Source organism: Alienimonas chondri (genome assembly GCF_013036045.1).
GTDB classification, from domain to species: Bacteria; Planctomycetota; Planctomycetia; order Planctomycetales; family Planctomycetaceae; genus Alienimonas; species Alienimonas chondri.
Map to the genome: position 1 here is coordinate 1 of NZ_WTPX01000098.1, position 18,316 is coordinate 18,316.

An 18,316-nucleotide genomic window follows, 5' to 3' on the forward strand; every position below is an offset into this window, starting at 1 on the left:
TGGCGGCGCAGGTCGCCCTGGCGCCCCGGCCTACGGCGCCTGCCTCCGCGGATCAGCTCGCTCCCCCGCCGGCTCCCGCACGGTACGAGGCGCCGGATCTGGTCGCCGCGCCGCCGGCGCCGGCCGCAGCTTCCGCTGAGGTTGTGGGTCGCGTGGCGATGCGCTCCGCGGCGCCGGAACCACGAAGAGAGTTCGTCGCTCCCGTACCGGTCGCAAAGCGTTCCGCACAAGCGCCTCCGACCGCCCGCCCCGCGGAGACGCCAGTCCGGGCTCCCGCGGCGCCGGTGCTGGCCGCGGACGATTCCGAATTCTTCCCGGAAGAATCCGAAGCCGAAGCGGACGGCCTCGTGGCCGCCCCGCCCGCGGCCGCGGTCGTCAACAGAACGCCGGAACCGGCCATGGAGCCGGAGACGCCCACGCTCGACCTGACGCCGCCGGAGCCGACCCGCGATGCGGTCGCCAGCACTGCTGATCTCCGCATCGCTGACGAGCGGGTCGCCCCGCCCGCCGCCGCAGTGGCGGAACAAGCCGACACCCCGTTCACGGGTCTGTCCCTCGACGCTCCGGCTCCCGCCGCCCCGCGGACCGCCGAAGCCCCGGAGCCTCAGCTCGCTGCGGCTCCCGCGCCGCCGGAAGAGTCGTTCGAAGCGCCGAGCGAACCGATGGACGACGACGAAGCGGATTGGGATCTGGCTCTCGCCGCGGCGACGCCGACGGAGGAAGAGGAAGCGCCCGCTCCTGTCGAACCGGAAGCCTCGCCCGCCCCGTCTCTGGCGGCAGCGGAGCCCGCTCCCGAAACGACCGACGAAGCCGTCCCGCCGACCGAAGCGCCCGGTCGTCCGGATCCCACAAAGCTGTTGGAGAAGCTCGCCGCTCGGGCGGATCGCTCGCTCCTGATGGGGTTCTGCCCGGTCACGTTGCGTGACGACCGCGATCTCGCCGAGGGTAACGATCGGTTCACGGCCGAGTTCGAGGGCGTCGCCTATCGCTTCGCGTCCGCCGCGGCCCGGGACAAGTTTCTCACCGATCCGGGCCGCTACGCCCCGGCGGCCGGGGGACGGGATCTCGTGATCGCCTCGACGGGTTGGGGCGAAACGGTGGGAAGCCTGGCCCATGCCGCCTGGTACCGCGGTCGGCTGTATCTGTTCGCCTCCCGCGAGTCGATGCGACGATTCGTGACGAGTCCCAGCGACTACCTCGGCAGCTAAACGACCTGCCGGCGGTACGGGAATCGACCGCGAATCGGCTACGATAAGCGGATGACCGCCCGCGTTCTGTCCGCCGCCGACCCCGCCGCGATCGGCGAAGCGGCGGCGGTTCTTCGCGCCGGGGGACTGGTGGCGTTCGGGACCGAAACGGTCTACGGCTTGGGAGCGAACGCCCTCGATCCGACGGCCGTGGCGAAGGTTTTCGCGGCGAAGGGGCGCCCACGGTTCGATCCGCTAATCGTGCACCTGCCCGACCGGAACGGCACGCCGTCGCTCGCGGACGTGACCGCGGAGGTTTCCCCCGCCGCCGCGGCTCTGGCGGAGCGATTCTGGCCCGGACCGCTGACGCTGGTGTTGCCGAAGGCGAACGGGATCCCGGATCTGGTGACCGCGGGGCTGCCGTCCGTCGCCGTCCGCGTGCCGGCGAGCGTCGCGGCGAGGGCGCTGATTCAGGCGGCCGGCGTCCCGATCGCCGCCCCGAGCGCCAATCGATTCGGAGGAATCAGCCCGACGACCGCCGCGCATGTCGCGGACGGACTGGGCGACGCGGTCGATCTGATCCTGGACGCTGGCCCCTGCCCCGTCGGCATCGAGTCCACGGTCGTGGCGTTCGAGCCGAATGCCGGCGGAGGCCTGTGGCCTGTGGTGCTGCGATCCGGGGCGGCCACTGCGGAGGCGCTGGAAGAACTGATCGGCGAGGCGATCGAAGTGCGGACCGGCAACGCCGACCCGGGGGCGGCGCAGGTCTCCCCCGGTTCTTTGTCGCGACACTACGCACCCCGCACGCCGTTGGCGCTGGTCGATCATCCGGGGGAGATCGATCAGCCGCGAGAATGCGGCCTGCTGACGTTCCTCCCGCCGCGGGATGCCGGCCGGTTCGCGAGCTGCGAAACGCTCTCGGCGACCGGAAGTCTGACGGAGGCGGCGGCCGGGTTCTATGCGGCGCTCCGCCGGCTCGATGAGCGATGCTTGCCGCGGTTGGCGGCCGTGCGATTCCCGAACGAAGGCTTGGGCACGGCGCTGAACGACCGCTTGAAACGGGCCGCGACCGCAGACGCCGGCGCTACCGCTTCTGCTGAGCGATAAGGAGGTCGCGAGCTTGTTCGGCGGCGGCGTCCCAGCGGTCGTTCTCCGCGAGGTTCAGCGGCACGAGGAGAGCCTCCCGTTCATCGGCGGTGATCTTGTGCGCGGAATAGTCTTCCTCAATCAGCCCGCGGGCGAGGGCGATCTGCTCCGGACGACGGTAGTCCGTCAGATTCTCCACCAACTTCGCTCGCTCGTAAGCCTGCGGCCCCAGCGTCGGCGATCCGCAGCCCGCGGCCATCATCGCGGCACAACACCCCGCGGCGGTGAGCAGTCGCTGAGAGGTCGCCAGGACTTGCTTACCGTTCATCCGTCACCTCGCCTTCCGCGATGCTGGAGAGGGCGGCGAAGGTCTGTTTGTAAGCCGTTTCCGACCAAAACCGGACCGACCCGTCGCCCATCAGCAGGTGGCCGCCGCCGGGGTGATCGGAGACCATCTGCCCCACATGCAGCGCCGGGAAATTCGGGGGGTGGATGATCGGATTGCCGAGCGCGTCCCGCTCTCCCGCAGCCGGACCGCTATGCACGAGCGTGAGCACGGCCGCGGACTCGACGGCGTTGTCCGGCGTGTCGATGCGGGGATGAACGAACGCCCCGGGCACTACGCCCGTCCACGTTTTATCGCTGAGCGAAGAGGAGTGCTCTCCGCAGAACATCGTGTTCGTCAGCCCGTCGCGGACGTTCGCGAAGCGAACGGCCGAGTTCCGATAGAAGGGACCGTCGGCGACGCGGCCCACCTGTCCGTCGACGGCCTGCCCCTCGAACGTTCCGTCCGGGCCGGAACAATCGCCCCAGCATTCCTCCTGACCGTGGTTGGCCACGTAGTGGCTCCGCCCGAGTCGAACCTGGCGCCCGCCCTTTTCTAAGGGGGCGCCGGTCTCGTCGACGATCGTCACCGGTTCCGTCGGCCCGGCCGACGATGGGCACAGATAGACGGGAATTCGCAGCGAAACGACATCTGCATAGTCCGGCTGCCAAATCGGACCTCCCCGAGTCACGACGTCGGATGCATTCGATTGATCCATTTCAGGCAGGATCAAGGCCGCCCAGCCCCACCCGGGCGCCGCATCCCAAGTGACCGGATCGAGGTTCTCGCCGCCTCCCGACTGAATCACGGACGGGTCGCTGGAGAGATACCCGGAAGGCAGCGTTCCCCGCACTCCGTGATAGTTGTGAAGAGCCAGTCCGATCTGCTTGAGATGATTCTTGCACTGGGCCGCTCGTGCCGCCTCGCGGGCCTGCTGAACCGCGGGCAGCAGCAGGCTGACCAGAATCGCGATGACCGCGATCACCACCAGCAGTTCGATGAGCGTGAACCCCTTTGGGACCGGGGATCGAGAGAGTCGTCGAGGGGAACGTGCCGCGGGAGGGACCATGACGCACCGCTGTGTGAGCTGAGAAGCGAAATGCCAGCCCAGAACGTAGCCATCGCTACATGAGGACGGGAGAGCAACGTACCCACGGCTACATGCCCGTCAAGGCGCGGGGGGCTAGATTTGTTCCATGAGTCTTCCGCCTCCCACCGACAAGCACGCCGTCGCGGCGCCGGAGCGCCACCGGCGAACCCGCCGGGATCATGCTTCGGAAACCGCGGAGGATTACGTCGAAGCCATCCGAGAGGTTATCGAGACGCGGGGCGCCTGCCGGGTCTCCGATCTGGCGGAGCGGTTCTCGGTCAGCCACGTGACGGTCACCCGCACGGTCGGGCGATTGGTGCGGGACGGGCTGGCGGAAACGGCCCCGCGGGCGCCGATCACGTTGACGCCCGTCGGGGCACGGCTCGCGTCGGCATGCCGCGAACGGCACCTCGCGGTGCTCGCCTTCCTCCGGGCTCTGGGCGTTTCGGAGCCGGCCGCCCAACTCGACGCGGAAGGCATCGAGCATCATGTCAGCGAGGAAACGCTGGCGGCGATGCGACGATTCGTCCAACAGCAGACTTCCCGAACGACGGCGGATCGTTAGGCTGGGCCTCGACACGGGTGTCCGCCGGCTTGTCGCCGGGGGATGAAACGGGAAGGACGGTGAGGGGAACGGCACGGCGTCATCTGACGTGCGGCCGGAAACCGAATCCGCCGCGGACCCGCCGCCGTAACCGGGGACGTCCCCCCACCGCTCTCCGCTCGGAGAGCAGCCACTGAGCGCCGTTCGTCCCGCACATCGCGGGGCCTCGCGTTCGGGAAGGCGGGGGCGACGGACGATCCGGAAGCCGGAAGACCGGCCCGTCGTCGGAATTCGCCACCCTCTCGGGGACGAGGGCCGCGCGAGCGTTTTCATCGCAGGTGCGCCGCGACCTCACCCGGGTCGTTCTTCTCATTTCGCCGCCGATCCTTCCGTCTGACGCCGTGCGTTTCGGACGGGAGCGCTGAATCACGTTTGCGTGGCCATCGCAGCCACTCATGTCACTGTCGTTCTATTCGGTCGTCCGTCGCCATTCTCCCGCCCGTCCGGGAGGAAGACGCGGCTTCACCCTCATCGAGCTGTTGGTGGTGATGGCGGTCATCGTCATCCTCGTTTCGCTGCTGCTCCCCGCGATCCAAGCGTCCCGGGCGACCGCCCGGTCCGTGCAGGACAAGAACAACCTGCGGCAACTCGTGTTGGCCTGGACCGGCTACCACGAGCAAAACAACGGCCAGATGGTTCCCGCCGTCACTTATGAAGGCGAACCGAGCGGGTCCAGCTTTCCACTCAGCACCTACTGGTTCGGCCAGATCCGCAAGGACGCGACGAGCGGAGCGGATTCGTACTCGTGGGAGGAGAGCCCGCTCTACCCCTTCCTGGGCGGGGAGTCCGAGGTCTTGAACGACCCTTCGTTCAATTTGGAAGACGTCCAGAAGACCAAGTGGAATACCGGGCGACTGGTGACGTCCTACTCTTATAACTTCAAGTATCTCGGCCCCGGCGACCCGGTGACTTACGATGCGAGCGCCGGCTATGCGGTCCGTCGGGTGCCGCCGGGCTCGATGTATACCAACGGGGCCGGCAAAACGGTGAAGGCCGAGAATCCGTCCTTTAGCTTCGGCAGCGTCAAGACCCCTTCCCGCACCGTCGTGTTTATGGACGCGGCCAGCTACTCGAAGAACCCTGACGGCGTGCTCGGCCTGCAGGAGAACGTGCTGTCAGGATACCCGAGCGACCTGTATCCCACCGTCCACTATCGCCATCCGGGGAATACGGCGAATGCGGCGTACGCGGACGGCCACGTGGAGACCAAAAAGTATTTCCGTACGGATCTGGTCGGGAACTTCGAGGCGTCCGACGAGGACTATGCACGGCTGCTCGACTTCCTCGACCGCCAGAGGATTTCGCACTTGGTCGAAACCGACCTGACGACCCCGAGCGGCGACGGAGACACGATCCCGTACGACCTCGAATACTCCCGCGATCTTCCCCCGGACACCGACGGCTAATCCATCCTTTTAATCGCCGTCTTTAAGGTCCCGCGGCGCTCCGCACCGGTCCTGCCGGCTAATCAAGCCTTTCACACCAGTCGTCCCCGTCGCCATGCGAGACACACGCCCCGACCGCATCAAAGAGGCGATTCGCCTCGCGGTGGAGGAATACGACCGCCGGATGAGGCTCCGAGAAAAGCGGCGGGAGGCTCTGCGAAAGCAGGAGCTGCGGAAGGAGCGCAATCAATGGCTCGGTTCGCTCGCATTGGTGGCGCTGCTTTCGTTCGGCGGGGGGCGCTGGTCCGTCCCGGCCGGCGGAAGCGGCGACGGATACCGCGTCATTCAGATTAACTCGGCACAGGAGCGCGCATCGCGGGCCGCCTACGTCACTCGCCAACTAAGGGAGGGCAAAATACCTTAGCGCAACAGCCGCAGACGCTCTCCGGCCCCTCGAACTCGGAACCCTTTCGCAAGACTCGTCGCGACGACACGAAGCAACGCCCCCTCGTGCGGCGATGTGATCGGACCGAGGCTCCCGCACTGGCACAGCCGAATCCCTCCACCCTAAGCTCCTCGACATGAACTCCCGCTTCCCTTTCTTCCGCTCCGACGCTTCCCCGGAGGCCCCCGATCAGCGGGTGCGATTCGCCATTCTGTCGGCGCTCGCCGTGCTGACGGCCGGGTTCGCGCTGTTGCCGTTCGTCCTGGCAAACTTGGGCTACGACCTGTCGCACTACCCTTGGAACTTCTCGCCGATCCTGCCGCTCGCGCTGTACGCCGCGGCGACGCTGCGTAGCCGGGTCGCTGCGCTGGCGCTGCCCGTAATGATCTGGGCGCTGGCCAGCGCCGCTTTGTGGCTTTACACCGGCGACCCTGCCATGGGCTTCCCGAAAGTAATTCTCTGGGTGTTCGCCGGATTGGCCCTGTCGGCCTGCCTGGGCCTGCCGCTGCGGCAGAATCGCCGCTGGTGGGTCGTCGGGGGCGCCGGGCTGGGCGCCGGCGTCACCTTCTTCCTGGTCTCGAACCTCGGCGTTTGGTTCCTGAGCGGGCAATATGCCATGTCGTGGGCCGGTTTGTTTGAGTGCTACTGGGTCGCCCTGCCCTTCTTCCGCGGCACGCTGCTGAGCCTGGCCGTCTTCCTGCCGGCCCTGTTCGTCCCCGCGACGCTCTGGCTGCCCGCCTCCTCTCCATCGACCGCGAAGACGGTGAACGGCTGATGAATCCCGCTCTCTGGATCGCCGCCCTCTGCCCCCTCGTCGTGGACGGGACGACGCCGAACGGGTTGTTGACCGCCGCGGCCGCCGCGGCGGTCAACAACCCGTTCGGCGTCGCGGTCGCTCCCGACGGGGGCATCTTGATCTGTGAGGTCGGCGGCCACCGCGTCCGGCGTGTCGATCCGCAGTCAGGCCTCATCACGACCGTCGTCGGCACCGGCGAACCGGGGTACTCCGGCGACGGCGGCCCCGCCGTCGCCGCTCAGGTCAACGAACCCTACGAGATCGCCTTCGACGCCCGCGGTCGGTGGCTCATCGTGGACATGCAGGCCCATGTCGTCCGCCGCGTCGACCCGACGACGGGCCTCATCGAAACGGTCGCCGGCACGGGAGAGTCCGGCCTCTCCGGCGACGGCGGCCCCGCGACCGAGGCCCGGTTGCATCGCCCGCACTCCGTCACGGTCGCGGCGGACGGGACGGTCCTGATCTGTGACATCGGCAACCACCGCGTGCGGGCGGTGGACCCGGAGACCGGCGAGATCCAAACCCTCGGCGGCGACGGGACGAAACGCCCGACGCCTGCGGGCGCCGCCCTCGAACCGGTCACCCCTCTGGCCGGCCCGCGGGCCATGACGGTCGCCGCGCCGGCCGGCGGCGGACCCGGAGATTGGATCCTCGCCTTGAGGGAGGGCAACGCGATGTACCGCCTCGACGCACCGGTCGGCGACGGATCACGGCGCCGGCTGAACCGCATCGCCGGGACGGGCCGATCCGGGAACTCCGGCGACGGCGGCGATGCGACCCAAGCCAAATTGGCCGGGCCGAAGGGAGTCGCCGTTCTCCCCAACGGCGACATTGTGCTGGCCGACACGGAGAACCACGCGGTTCGCGTGATTCGCCCTGTCGACGGAACGATTCACACCTTGCTGGGTCGCGACGCAAAGGGCCAGGTGCATGGCGGGACCACGTTGGCTCGCCCCCACGGGGTCGCGGTGATGGCGGACGGCTCGATCCTCGTGGGCGACAGCGAAAATCATCGCGTGCTCCGTCTCCCCCCGCCCTCCGCCCGCGTGACGCCGCCCCGCTGAAGGCGATCGAAATTTCGATGTCGGAAAACCCTCGAGTCGACACCGAACATCATTGCCGCGACGGTGTCAGATCCGTATCGTCCCGCTCCCTCATGCGATCCGTCCCGGGTCGTGATCGCGGCGACAGTCGCGGCGAGAGAGTCACCAGCCCAGGTGGCGGAATTGGCAGACGCGCTAGGTTGAGGGCCTAGTGGGGTTAATACCCCGTGGAGGTTCGAGTCCTCTCCTGGGCACTAAGTTGGGTCGCACCCGGACGCGCCGGGCGGCAAGGATCGGCAGGAAGGTCTACTTTCAAAGGGTTTCCGGCAGTTCGTGCCGTTCCCTTCGCGCCCGTGCGGTCCCGTTCCGCACCGGTTCGTGCACCGCTTTCTGCACCGCCCTCAAACGCTGCCGGCGCAGTGTTTCGCGGCCGTTCGGGGGTCGGAACTGCACCGCCTTCGCTGGCACCCCGGGCGAAGTGGTCGTCGGTGACCTGTAGGTAGTGTTCCTGGGCAATGGCCTGCGTGTTTCCGATCCACGCACAGACCACATGCGTCGGGAACGTCTCTGCCAGCTCCGTCTGCCGGCTGGCCCGCAGGTTGTGGAACAGTCGCGGCCAAGGCTCGATCTTCGCCCGCTTCATGGACCGCAGCAGACCCTGCCGGAGGTTCGCGTTCGTCCCGCGGCGGTGCGTAAGTACCGGGCCGGAGGTCGGAAAGCCGGCTTCCTCATGCACCGCGTCGAGGTGCGGGAGCAGTTCGGGAAACAGCGGGACCTGCCGGCTCTCCCGGCCCGCGTGACGCTCCGTCTTCGGACTGGGGACCGTCATCCGGCCCGCCGTCCGATCGAGGTGTTCCCACCGCAGGGCGAGATGTTCCGATGGGCACCGCAGACCGCCGAAACGGGAGAGGGCGAAGATCAGCCGCCATTCCGCCGACGGCAGGCAGTCCAGCACCCGGGCGGTCGTCTCCCGATCCACGAAGAACATGCGGGAGCGGTTCCCCCGCACCGTGCTGACCATCCCGGCGAACGGGTTGTCGGCGATCAGCTTCCGCTTCACCGCAACCGCGAAGAACTGTTTCGCCCGGCCGATCCGGCGGCGGGTCGTCGGTTCGGCGAGGCCCCGATCGAGGAGGTACAGCCGGAATCGCTCCGCGTCCCCCTCGGTCACCTTCCGCAGCGGCGTCTCCGCCCCGAAGCAGGCTTCAAGGTCTTCCCGCGTCTGCCGGTACAGCACCAGCGTTCGCGGTTTCAGGTCCGAGCGTTCGGCAGTGTAGGCGGCGAGGAACGGGCCGAGCCGATCGTCCGTCCGCTTCTCTACCAGCCCGACAGCCGCGAGCCGATCGTGCAGTGCCGGCGGGCATTGCTCCACCCACGCGAGCGTTTCGCCGTCTGGTTGCTCGCCGGTGGTGATCGTGGCAACGAGGCGTTCGACGCGACGCCGGACCCCTTCCGCCTGCTTCTGCGAGACCTTGCCGAGCCGCAGACTTCGCCGCTTCCCGTCCGGGGCGACGAACTGGACGGTGCGGCGGCCGTTGTTGCGGTCGTGGCTTATGCTGGCCAAGGGTTAGGCTCCGGGTTGCGTGGCGAGGGCGGTCGGCCGGCACTTGGCCGATTCGACGTAATGAGCGAGGTCGGCGGGGTCGTACCGCACCCACCGGCCGTCCCGCAGAACGGGCACCGGCCCTTTGGGGGCGGTCAGGTCGAGCAGCTTCCGCTCGGAAATGCTCAACCAGGCGGCGGCCTGCCGGCGGGTGAGCAGAGCGGACGGGGGATCGGCGACGGGCGGCATGGACTTCTGGGGGCGAGGGTAGCGCGATTGGGGAGAGGGCGCGAGGGGTCAGGCGGCGGCGGGCAGGCCCCGCTTCTTCCGGTGCCGGGCGACCAGTTCGCGGACGCCGGCGTCTTTCAGCCCCAGCCGGGCCGCGTTGGCCGAGAGGAAGGACAGCAGTTCCGGCACCGTGCTGACCGGCGCCCCGCAGTCCACCGCGATCCCGGCGGCGTAGCTCGCCATCGTGCGGGCGGCCTTCTCCGGCCGGATCAGCGAGCGATCGACCGGCTTCACCGGGGCGAAGGCGGTGCGTTCGTCCCAGCCGTCGAACGTCGTCAGCACCCGCCGCCAGAAGTCCGACGGCTCCGCCCGGGACTGGTGCCCGTTCCCCTTATCCGGCATGCCGTCCGTCAGCATGAAGAACGTCCGGCCGTCATCCCCGCCGCTGATCTTCCGGGCGATGTTCGGCAGGTTGTCGAGTACGCCGAGGGCGGTCCGGTAGCCGTGATCGGTCAGCCACGCCCCCATCAGCCGGTACTCAGCCCGCACGGCCGGTTCGAGGTGCTCCAGCGGCGTCTCCGGGTGTTCGTGGTACCGGTCACGCAGGACGCAGAAGCGGTAGTCCAGAGATTTCCGCGTCAGTTCGTGCCGCTTGTCGTAGATCGTGAGCATCAGGCGCTCCCCGCTCCCGATCTTGAGGCCGGTCGGGGCGTCGCCTTCGGAGAATCGCGCCCGTTTCTTGGCGGAGCTGACGAACCGTCCTGCCTCGAACGGTTCCAGCACGTCCCGGCCCATGTCGCGGCCGTAGAAGTCCCCGCACAGGTCCACCCGCTTCACCCACTCGTCCACGACGACCCCTCCGAGGGCCTCGATCAGGTGGTTCTGAATCGACAGGGCGAACCGCACGCCGTGGATAACGCAGGCGTCCCCGGTCACCCGCCGCCGCATGTTGTAAAGCGTGCGATCCGAGGAGGCCCGGGGGTCGAGGTGCAGGACGATCGAATCCCCGCCCGGTCCGGTTTCCAACCGCAGTTCGCAGTGCGAGTCACGGCCGCCGCCGGCCCCCATACCTTGCACATTCCAGGTGGCGCCCAGTTCCGGGGACCGTTGAGGTTCCCGCTTCTCCCGGGCGAGGGCTCGTAGGCGTCGGTAGTGATCCCACCTTGCCGGCAGCGGGTCAGGCCAGCGGACGATGCCGCCGGTCTCCCACCAGTCAATCGCCCGGTGCGGGATCGGGTCGTGATCAAGGCGGCGGCGGGCGTCTCGCATCCGCTGCGTCTCAACCGTCGGCGGCTGGGTTTGGCGGTTAGAAGGTCCCGTGATACTGGGGCACGGGGGCGGATCGCCGGAGGAGGAGCGCCGGTCGTCGTTTACGGTCGTCATAGGTTCCCGTCCGTGGGAGGTGAATGAGTGATGTCACAGGTGATGCGTTTCGTCGCATCGTCAGCCATTCGGCGGCGTGCGGGCGTCGCTCCGCCGAGGCGGAGCGTCGCGCCGCCCGCCCGCCGCCGAGCCGTCAGCTCGCGTCCGGGGCCCCCGGGAGATGCTCAGTCCTCACCAGCCCTCGGCCGGAGAAGTCCAAGCCGAAGAACACGCAGCCGTAGTCGCCCACCCGTTCTGTACGCTCGTCTTCCGGGTCTTCCCGCGTCCAAGTCCCAGTGCGGCCGAAGAACACGCAGCCGGGCACCTCCCGCCGGTTGACGAATTGAAAGCCGGGGCGAATCTCCGGCTCGCCATGCACCGCGTTCTCCACGGCCCACCGCAGGACGCCCTGCACCAGTTGATTGACGCTGATGTCCGTCTGCTCCGCGAGGTCTTTCACCTTCGCGTGCAGTTCAGGATCGAGCCGTACCTGCATCGGGACGGGCTTGGAGGAATCGCTTTCGGCGGGCATCGCTTGTGATGGCGTAAATGGTGGCACGGCCGCGTGAGGCGGAGTTGTGACACCATCGACGCCATCAGTCAAGACGGCGCGTGTGCGTGCCGTCGAACGCGGCTCGGCCGGACCCCGCTCGGGCTCGCCAAGAGGGGGCGCCGCCCCTCCCGCCTCCGCCGTCGCGTCCGCCCTTTGGTGTGTGCAGGGCGAACGCGACGGCAAAGACGGGAGGGGCTTCCCGAATTACTGAAGACAGGCTTAAAGGTAGGAGGAGATCATCTGGGCGTACTGAGTCATCCCCCGTTGCGAAAGCTCTCGAACAAATACAGGCCAAGGGGGAATGTTGCTGATGTAGCTCCCCGGTCCGGTGTACATCCCACCACCGGGCCCAGTGTAGAGGCCGCCGCCAGGACCAGTGTAGAGGCCACCGCCGGGTCCGGTGTACATGCCGCCACCGGGCCCAGTGTAGAGGCCGCCGCCAGGGCCGGTGTACATACCGCCGCCCGGACCGGTGTACATTCCACCACCGGGTCCCGAATAAGCCCCGCCGCCGGGCCCAGTGCACATCCCACCACCAGGCCCGGTGTACAAGCCTCCGCCCGGCCCGGTGTATTGACTTCGCGCCCACATTGCTGCGTCTCCGTTCGAGAAAGTGACCACCAGATATTGGAGGCCTCCGCGCATCGTCATCTCGCTGCCCGAAACGGTCAAGGCACAACCCTGATAGTGCCGAGCACCTAAACCCACCCATTTGAACATGCACCGCAGGTAGCCCCCGCCCCACAACATCTAGGGCCGCTCGCCATGACGATCTAGGAGCAGCATTATCTCCTGCCGGAGGTCGGGGCCGAGCGAGGGCCAGCGGTACATTAGCCAGTCCAAATACTGATCCGCACCGGATTCCGCACCGCCTTTGGCGGGAGACAGTCCCGAACCACAGTCTTCACAGCTTAAAACAGTCTCGACCTGCACCCTCTCCTGGGCACTACAGCGGCCGGACAGACTTGTCCGGCCGCTTCTTTTTGGGCGCTGCGGAAGCTCGTGGCAGGCGCCTGCGGGGCTGAGGGCGCTCGGGAAGCCGATCTGACGACCGCTATTCCACCACCGTACTGAAGTAACGGCCCCCGCTTAGAAACCAATCCTGCCGCCGCCGGCGCCGGTGGAGGGTCGGCCGGTCGACGACTCTTCGGGATCGGAGGGCAACAAAGGATTCGCGGCGGCTGCGAGGACGGTTCCGTCCGGCAGATCGCGAGAACTGGAGAGGATCACCTCGTCCCCCTTGGCAAACGGGCCGCTGAGGAACGCTCTTCCCTCCCCCACACGGCCCAGCAGACGGACCGATAAATCTCGCACGACGTTCTCCCGAACGACCTGCACCAAGCGGCCCCCGTCTGCGGCAGGCAGGAGCGCCTCCGTCGGCACCTCGGCCACGGGATCGCGCGGCAGGATGGGGACGTAGACCGTCTGACCGTCCCGGAACCGGTCGCCGGGAAGCGTGACGCGGGCCAACGCCGGAGAGGCGACCAAATCGCGGACCGGCTCGAACCGCTCGCCCAGCGGGAGTAGCGCCGTGATCGTTGCTTCCGCATCGGAACCTTCGACCGAAATCGTCGTCGTATCGCCGACTTTCGGCGCCGGCGGGGGCGGCGTGCCGGGCGCGGCGTCCGGGGCGGGTTCGGCGGGGGAACGATCAATCGGGATCATCGCCACCAGTTCCGAGGCGTCCGCCAACGTGACCAACGGGTCGCCCGGACGGACGGGCTGCCCGGAGACGACGTGGACTTCGTAGACGGTCCCAGCAAACGGCGCCCGTACGCTGCGGCGGGACGCACGCAGCTTCACGAGATCGAGGGCCGCCTGAGCCGCTCGGACGGACGCAGCCGCCCCCGGGCCCTCGGCCGCCCGGGCCACGTCCAAGAGTGCTTCTGCCCGTGCGACTTCCAGATCCTGCTCCTCAGAATCGAGCGTCACCAATTCCGCGGCGGAATTGGCCTCTTTGCCCGGCTCCGCGATCACCGAAGCCACCGTGCCGAGGCCCGGGGCGACCAATGTAACCTTCTTGGAGGGCTCCAGGTGCAATCCGAACTGGTAGGGCCGCGGATCGCGGGGGAATACGGCCTGGCGGCGGATCACGACTTCGCCGTCCTTCTCCGGCTCGCGGCTTGTCGTACGCGCATCGTTCCGGGAGGAACGCCGGTCTCCCTGCCCTGATGCGGGATCCGGCAGGGCGGTCACTCCCACTGCGAGGCCGCAGCAAAGGAGCAGCGAACGGGAAGGAAGCGGCAGGCGCGCCATAGCGTGGCTTTCGGCGATCAGATCGAGCCGCGACACGCTAAAAGCGCCGCCCCGGCGGTGCAATCGGGACGGCGCCGAACGGAAGGACGCCGCGGTGTGGTCTCAGCGTTTCACGCCCACGACGACGTGGTAGCGGCGGACTTCCGCGGACTGAATCAAGTCGAAGCGTTCGCCCATGGCTTCGAGAAACCAGCCCGGTTGCTTCGTCACCATCAGAACGGCCCCGCCCGGCTTGAGGGCAGCGTCCGCGGCGGCGAGGAACAGTCCGGCGATCCGCTGGTGACTGAAGTACGGCGGGTTGCCGACGGCGAGATCGAACGTCCCGAGCATCTCCGCCGGGGGGAGCGCATCCGCGGTGAGCGAGGCGCTCACGCGGTCTGCAAACCCGTTCAACTCCGCCCCGCGCAGCGTGCATTCCACCGCACGGGGATTGCTGTCGACGCCGTGCACGGTGACGGACGGTCCGCGGGCCGCCGCGGCGAGCGAGACCACGCCGGAGCCGCAGCCGAGGTCCAGCACCCGGTCGCCGTCGGCCGGCTCCATCGCCTCGATCAGCGCCCGGCCGCCAGGGTCGATCCGACGGTGACTGAAGACCCCGGGCCGGCTCAACGACTTCAGCAGCGTGCCGCGATCCCGAAACGCAAACTCGCAGGAGAAGTCCTTCTGCTTCCGCAGCGGGGCGTCTTTCGTTCCGCCGTAAACGATCCCGCGCGACTTGCCGCCGGTGGGGTTCTCGTCGGGGATTACGGTGACTTTTGAGAACAGCTCCCGCATGCGATCGTGGGTCCAGCTGTCCTTCGCATTGTCGACGGAGACCAACAGCCGACCGCCGATGCGGAGGCGGTTGTGCGCCTCGCGGAGCAACTCCCGCGTCAGTTCGCTCTCGCCGCCCGCCGTCGTGGGGAGCGCAGCAAGGTCGTAGCCGGCATCGCGGGAGTCCATGACTCCCCCTGACTCCTCCTCGCCGGAGTCCCCGGGAGACAACGGGAAGTCCGGAACGCAGACGGTGTCCAGTCGCCCGTCGTAGGAGCCTTGGACCGCGACGGTTTCCTGAGCGTGATAGGCGTCGAGCGTGCAGCAGACGACGCGGCTCTCCGGCCAACGAGCGGCGATCAGCCCGGCAAGTTGACCGCGCGCACGGGTCGTGCAGAGCGCCGTGCCGACGGCCTCGTCGGGCAGATTCTCGACCAGCAGTTGTTCGGAGTCCGGGGCCCGCACGTTTCTTTCCGACTGATTTCTAGTCCGCCACGCAGAGCAGGCACTTCAAGTACTCGCTCTCCGGGACCTGCGGGGCCGTGGGGTGATCGGGGGCGGCGCCGCGGTTCTCCAGGATCCGCAACGGACGTCCCACACGGGCCGCGACGCCGGCCAGCATCTGGCCGAACTTCTCCCGGGAGATCAGGCCGGAGCAACAACAGGTGACCAGCACGCCGCCGGGGTTGAGCAGTTCGAGACAGCTCGCGTTCAGCTGGTGATAACCGCGAAGGGCGTTTTCGACGCTTTTGCGGGTGCGCGTCATCTTGGGAGGGTCGCAGACGACGGCGTCGAACCGCTCGCCGGAGGCTTTCATCGCGTCCAGCACCTCAAACGCTTTGCCGTTCGTCCAGGTACAGGCGTCCGCGGAACCGTGGCGCGCGGCGTTCATCACGGCCAAACCGAGGGCCGATTCACTGGCGTCCACCCCCCGCACGGAGGTCGCCCCGCCGCGGGCGAGCATCGTCAGCCCGAACCCGCCGCTGTAGCAGAAGAGATCGAGGACCTTCGCCCCCGGAGTCGCCGCCGCCACGAGATCCGCGGCGGCCCGGCGGTTATCACGCTGGTCGAGGTACAGCCCGGTCTTCTGACCGGCCGCGAGATCCACGCCCCAGCTCAGGCCGTTCTCTTCGACCGCAAACCCCTCCGGCGGAGCTTCACCGCGGACGACGCCGTCGGTGAGGTGAATCGCCTCCGCTTCGCCCATCCCCTTCTCGGTGCGAATGAAGATGCCCTTCGGGGAGAACTGGGCTTCAAGCAGATCGAGGACCGTCTCCTGATGAGCGGCCAGCGGGCCAGCCGTAAACTGCACCGTGAGGTACTCGCCGTAGCGATCGACGGTGAGGCCCGTCAGGCCGTCGGCTTCGCTGAACAGTTCCCGACGGGCGTCGGTCGCCGTGGGGGCGCCGAACAAGCGGGTGCGAAGGCTGGCGGCGGACGCGATCCGCTCCGCGAACAGGCCGCGATCCAGCGGCCGCTCCTGATCCCAGGAGTACAGACGCAGTTTGAGGTTCGCATCCGCATGCAGCAGGCCGCGAGCGACCCACTCGCCGGAGTCCGTGACGAGATCGGCGACGCTGCCGGTGGTGAAGTCGCCGGCCGCCTCGATCCGCTGCACCGCGCCGTCGAACACCCACGGGTGCCGGAAGTGAAACGGTTGCGCGCGGCGGGGTTTGAGCACCACGCGAGCGGCCGGTTCTCCAAGCGTCGCCGGATCGCCGGCGGGCAGCGGAGGACGCGCCGGTCCAGAATCTGTCGCGCCGGCGGCGAAGGGCGGCGGCGGCGGAACCGGCTCTTCGCCGATGACGACCACGCGGCGGCTCGGGGCGCCGTCGGCGGAAGATGATGTGCTGGCGGGATGGGTCACGCTGCGGCCCCGGGCGGCTTCTCGCGGTCGTCCACCTCGGAGAGGTACGCCAGGAGTCGGTCGCGTTCGTTCGTGAGGTGGCGGACCCGCAGCAAACTGCGCACGCGGGTTTTTAACTCGACGCCGTTGATCGGTTTGGAGAGGAAGTCGTCGCAGCCGGCGTCGACGGCCTTTTCGATGTCGCCGGTTTCATGCAAGGCCGTGACCATCAACACCGGCGTCGAGGCGAGGGCGGGGTCGGCCTTCATCCGCTGACAGACCTCATAGCCGCTGAGCTTCGGCATCATGATGTCCAGCAGCACGAGATCGAACGGGGCCCCCTGCTCCGCGGCCGCGGAGGCGACCTCGAGGGTCTCGGCGCCGTCATGGGCGAACGCAACCTCGTGCCCCTGCTCGGACAGTACCGCGTCCAGCAGTTCGCAGTTCGGCAGGTTGTCGTCGGCGATGAGCAACTTCGAAGGACCGGGGTCCGGCGAGGCGGCTGGGGACGGTCCGCCGGATTGCGGCGCGGCGGCGGCAGGGTCGGCCACGGGAACGAAACGGAACGGAGAGAGGGGCGGGCGATCAGAGACGGTCGGGCAGTGTACCGCCGACGGCTCCGATCGTCGCGACGGCGCCGGAGGAAAGGACGCCGCGGGCGAAAGAGGGCGCCGCGACCCGGTTCCGCTTTCGGGCGGCCGTTCCGGGCGGCATCATGCGTTTGGTCGCTCGACCGATTCGCCCGCCGTTCCGCCCCGCCGGTCGCCCCTTGTCCGCCGCAGCCCCGTCCGACGCCGAGTCGTTTCTGACCTGCCTCCGGCAGAGCGGGCTGATCTCCAAAGCGAAGCTGGCGAAGTTCCTGGAAGGCCGCGGCGGATCGACCGCCAAAGAGATCGCCGCGGATTTCGTCTCCGCCAAACTGCTCACCCGATGGCAGGCGGAGAAGATCCTCGCGGGCCGCTGCCGGGGGTTCCGCCTCGGCAGCTACGCCCTGCTCGGCTTGCTGGGCAAAGGCGGGATGAGCGCGGTTTATCTCGGCGAGCACGTCGTGATGAAACGCCGCTGCGCGATCAAAGTGCTGCCCGCGAAGCTCGTCGGCGGCGGATCGCACCTCGAACGCTTCATGAGGGAGGCCCGCGCGGTCGCCGCGCTGGATCACCCGAACATCGTGCGGGCCTACGATCTCGCCAGCGAAGGCGAAGGCAACGCGGCGACGCACTTCCTCGTGATGGAGTTGGTCGAGGGACGCAGCCTGTACGACCTCGTCAAACGGGACGGCCCCCCGCCTGCCGACCGCGTGCGCGAAATTGGCCACGAAGCCGCCAAGGGACTGGCCCACGCCCATGCGGCGGGGATCGTCCACCGGGACGTCAAACCGGGCAATATCCTGCTCGCCAGAAACGGCGCGGTGAAGGTGACCGATCTCGGCTTGGCCCGCGGGAACGAAGACGAGGAGCACAGCCTCACGGTCGCCCACGACGAAAAGGTGCTCGGCACCGCCGATTATCTCGCTCCGGAGCAGGCGCTCGACAGCCACTCCGTCGACCATCGAGCCGACATCTACGGGCTGGGCTGCACCCTTTACTTCAGCTTGGTCGGACATGGACCGTTCACGGAAGGAACGCTCACGCAGCGGTTGATGGCCCACCAAACCCAGCCGCCCCCGCCGATCGAGACGTTGGTCGACGACGTGCCGCCGGCCTTGGCCGAGGCGATCGCCCGGATGCTGGAGAAGAAGCCGGAGGACCGGTATCAGTCGATGGACGAGGTCGCCGAGGCGCTGGCCGCCCCCGACAGCGGCGGCCCCCGCCCCC

Annotated in this window: 17 protein-coding genes, 1 tRNA gene, 1 pseudogene and 1 riboswitch; of the genes and pseudogenes, 9 read left to right on the forward strand and 10 right to left on the reverse strand. The window is 68.3% G+C overall.

Going from position 1 to position 18,316, the window contains the following annotated elements; translation table 11 throughout:
* Both LzC2_RS14220 and LzC2_RS14225 read left to right on the forward strand, forming a co-directional pair.
* Nucleotides 1-1,208 (forward strand): annotated as a pseudogene (locus LzC2_RS14220) (hypothetical protein); the annotation flags it as partial.
* A 51-nt stretch (nt 1,209-1,259) separates the two neighbouring features.
* Nucleotides 1,260-2,294, forward strand: coding sequence for an L-threonylcarbamoyladenylate synthase (locus LzC2_RS14225; protein ID WP_171188128.1), 1,035 nt, complete (start codon nt 1,260-1,262; stop codon nt 2,292-2,294).
* Here the strand turns inward: LzC2_RS14225 and LzC2_RS14230 are convergent.
* Together LzC2_RS14230 and LzC2_RS14235 are read right to left on the reverse strand one after the other, a co-directional pair.
* Nucleotides 2,272-2,601: a hypothetical protein gene (locus tag LzC2_RS14230; RefSeq protein ID WP_171188130.1), complete on the reverse strand. Its 330-nt coding sequence runs from the start codon at nt 2,599-2,601 to the stop codon at nt 2,272-2,274. The genes LzC2_RS14225 and LzC2_RS14230 overlap by 23 nt on opposite strands.
* A complete protein-coding gene (locus LzC2_RS14235) occupies nt 2,591-3,667 on the reverse strand; it encodes a DUF1559 domain-containing protein (RefSeq protein ID WP_171188132.1) in 1,077 nt (358 codons plus the stop codon). The genes LzC2_RS14230 and LzC2_RS14235 overlap by 11 nt, the downstream gene beginning before the upstream one ends.
* Nucleotides 3,668-3,794: 127 nt before the next feature.
* Between LzC2_RS14235 and mntR the strand changes: the two genes are divergently transcribed.
* From mntR to LzC2_RS14265, 6 genes are all read left to right on the forward strand, one after another.
* On the forward strand, nt 3,795-4,253 hold the full coding sequence (gene mntR / locus LzC2_RS14240; protein ID WP_171188135.1) for a manganese-binding transcriptional regulator MntR: 459 nt from the start codon (nt 3,795-3,797) through the stop codon (nt 4,251-4,253).
* Nucleotides 4,252-4,528, forward strand: a riboswitch (cobalamin riboswitch). It overlaps the preceding gene by 2 nt.
* A 159-nt stretch (nt 4,529-4,687) precedes the next feature.
* Nucleotides 4,688-5,698, forward strand: a complete 1,011-nt coding sequence (locus LzC2_RS14245) for a prepilin-type N-terminal cleavage/methylation domain-containing protein (protein ID WP_171188137.1) — start codon at nt 4,688-4,690, stop codon at nt 5,696-5,698.
* 94 nt (nt 5,699-5,792) lie between these two features.
* Nucleotides 5,793-6,101: a hypothetical protein gene (locus LzC2_RS14250; protein WP_171188139.1), complete on the forward strand. Its 309-nt coding sequence runs from the start codon at nt 5,793-5,795 to the stop codon at nt 6,099-6,101.
* Between the two features lie 157 nt (nt 6,102-6,258).
* Complete coding sequence (locus LzC2_RS14255) at nt 6,259-6,897, forward strand: DUF6580 family putative transport protein (RefSeq protein WP_171188142.1); 639 nt, start codon at nt 6,259-6,261, stop codon at nt 6,895-6,897.
* Nucleotides 6,897-7,982 carry an NHL domain-containing protein gene (locus tag LzC2_RS14260; protein WP_171188144.1) on the forward strand — a complete coding sequence of 362 codons (1,086 nt, stop codon included), beginning with the start codon at nt 6,897-6,899 and terminating at the stop codon, nt 7,980-7,982. The genes LzC2_RS14255 and LzC2_RS14260 overlap by 1 nt, the downstream gene beginning before the upstream one ends.
* Before the next feature lie 147 nt (nt 7,983-8,129).
* Nucleotides 8,130-8,215 (forward strand) — tRNA-Leu (locus LzC2_RS14265).
* Here the strand turns inward: LzC2_RS14265 and LzC2_RS14270 are convergent.
* The 8 genes from LzC2_RS14270 to LzC2_RS14305 form a co-directional block, all read right to left on the reverse strand.
* Nucleotides 8,179-9,525, reverse strand: coding sequence for a tyrosine-type recombinase/integrase (locus LzC2_RS14270; protein WP_171188146.1), 1,347 nt, complete (start codon nt 9,523-9,525; stop codon nt 8,179-8,181). The two genes, LzC2_RS14265 and LzC2_RS14270, sit on opposite strands and share 37 nt — an antisense overlap.
* Before the next feature lie 3 nt (nt 9,526-9,528).
* Nucleotides 9,529-9,753 (reverse strand): MerR family transcriptional regulator, encoded by a 225-nt coding sequence (locus LzC2_RS14275; protein ID WP_171188148.1) that lies wholly within the window; start codon nt 9,751-9,753, stop codon nt 9,529-9,531.
* Between the two features lie 48 nt (nt 9,754-9,801).
* Nucleotides 9,802-11,001 carry a hypothetical protein gene (locus tag LzC2_RS14280; RefSeq protein WP_171188149.1) on the reverse strand — a complete coding sequence of 400 codons (1,200 nt, stop codon included), beginning with the start codon at nt 10,999-11,001 and terminating at the stop codon, nt 9,802-9,804.
* Between the two features lie 247 nt (nt 11,002-11,248).
* Nucleotides 11,249-11,626 (reverse strand): toxin-antitoxin system HicB family antitoxin, encoded by a 378-nt coding sequence (locus LzC2_RS14285; protein ID WP_171188151.1) that lies wholly within the window; start codon nt 11,624-11,626, stop codon nt 11,249-11,251.
* 1,110 nt (nt 11,627-12,736) lie between these two features.
* Entirely contained in the window at nt 12,737-13,741 is a 1,005-nt protein-coding gene (locus tag LzC2_RS14290) for an efflux RND transporter periplasmic adaptor subunit (RefSeq protein WP_171188153.1), read from the reverse strand.
* 264 nt (nt 13,742-14,005) lie between these two features.
* Complete coding sequence (locus LzC2_RS22865) at nt 14,006-15,121, reverse strand: methyltransferase (protein WP_171188155.1); 1,116 nt, start codon at nt 15,119-15,121, stop codon at nt 14,006-14,008.
* 19 nt (nt 15,122-15,140) lie between these two features.
* A complete protein-coding gene (locus LzC2_RS14300; RefSeq protein WP_171188157.1) occupies nt 15,141-16,523 on the reverse strand; it encodes a class I SAM-dependent rRNA methyltransferase in 1,383 nt (460 codons plus the stop codon).
* Nucleotides 16,520-16,975: a response regulator gene (locus LzC2_RS14305; protein ID WP_194362402.1), complete on the reverse strand. Its 456-nt coding sequence runs from the start codon at nt 16,973-16,975 to the stop codon at nt 16,520-16,522. The genes LzC2_RS14300 and LzC2_RS14305 overlap by 4 nt, the downstream gene beginning before the upstream one ends.
* Nucleotides 16,976-17,271: 296 nt before the next feature.
* On the opposite strand from LzC2_RS14305, the gene LzC2_RS14310 reads away from it, so the two are divergent.
* Nucleotides 17,272-18,316: serine/threonine-protein kinase (locus LzC2_RS14310; protein ID WP_171188161.1), on the forward strand; the 1,045-nt coding region annotated here is incomplete at its 3' end.

Excerpts from the sequence above, each read along its gene's own strand:
- LzC2_RS14225 (WP_171188128.1), top strand. The coding sequence starts at position 1,260 with ATGACCGCCCGCGTTCTGTCCGCCGCCGACCCCGCCGCGATCGGCGAA.
- LzC2_RS14230 (WP_171188130.1), bottom strand. The coding sequence starts at position 2,601 with ATGAACGGTAAGCAAGTCCTGGCGACCTCTCAGCGACTGCTCACCGCC.
- LzC2_RS14235 (WP_171188132.1), bottom strand. The coding sequence starts at position 3,667 with ATGGTCCCTCCCGCGGCACGTTCCCCTCGACGACTCTCTCGATCCCCG.
- mntR (WP_171188135.1), top strand. The coding sequence starts at position 3,795 with ATGAGTCTTCCGCCTCCCACCGACAAGCACGCCGTCGCGGCGCCGGAG.
- LzC2_RS14245 (WP_171188137.1), top strand. The coding sequence starts at position 4,688 with ATGTCACTGTCGTTCTATTCGGTCGTCCGTCGCCATTCTCCCGCCCGT.
- LzC2_RS14250 (WP_171188139.1), top strand. The coding sequence starts at position 5,793 with ATGCGAGACACACGCCCCGACCGCATCAAAGAGGCGATTCGCCTCGCG.
- LzC2_RS14255 (WP_171188142.1), top strand. The coding sequence starts at position 6,259 with ATGAACTCCCGCTTCCCTTTCTTCCGCTCCGACGCTTCCCCGGAGGCC.
- LzC2_RS14260 (WP_171188144.1), top strand. The coding sequence starts at position 6,897 with ATGAATCCCGCTCTCTGGATCGCCGCCCTCTGCCCCCTCGTCGTGGAC.
- LzC2_RS14275 (WP_171188148.1), bottom strand. The coding sequence starts at position 9,753 with ATGCCGCCCGTCGCCGATCCCCCGTCCGCTCTGCTCACCCGCCGGCAG.
- LzC2_RS14280 (WP_171188149.1), bottom strand. The coding sequence starts at position 11,001 with ATGCGAGACGCCCGCCGCCGCCTTGATCACGACCCGATCCCGCACCGG.
- LzC2_RS14285 (WP_171188151.1), bottom strand. The coding sequence starts at position 11,626 with ATGCCCGCCGAAAGCGATTCCTCCAAGCCCGTCCCGATGCAGGTACGG.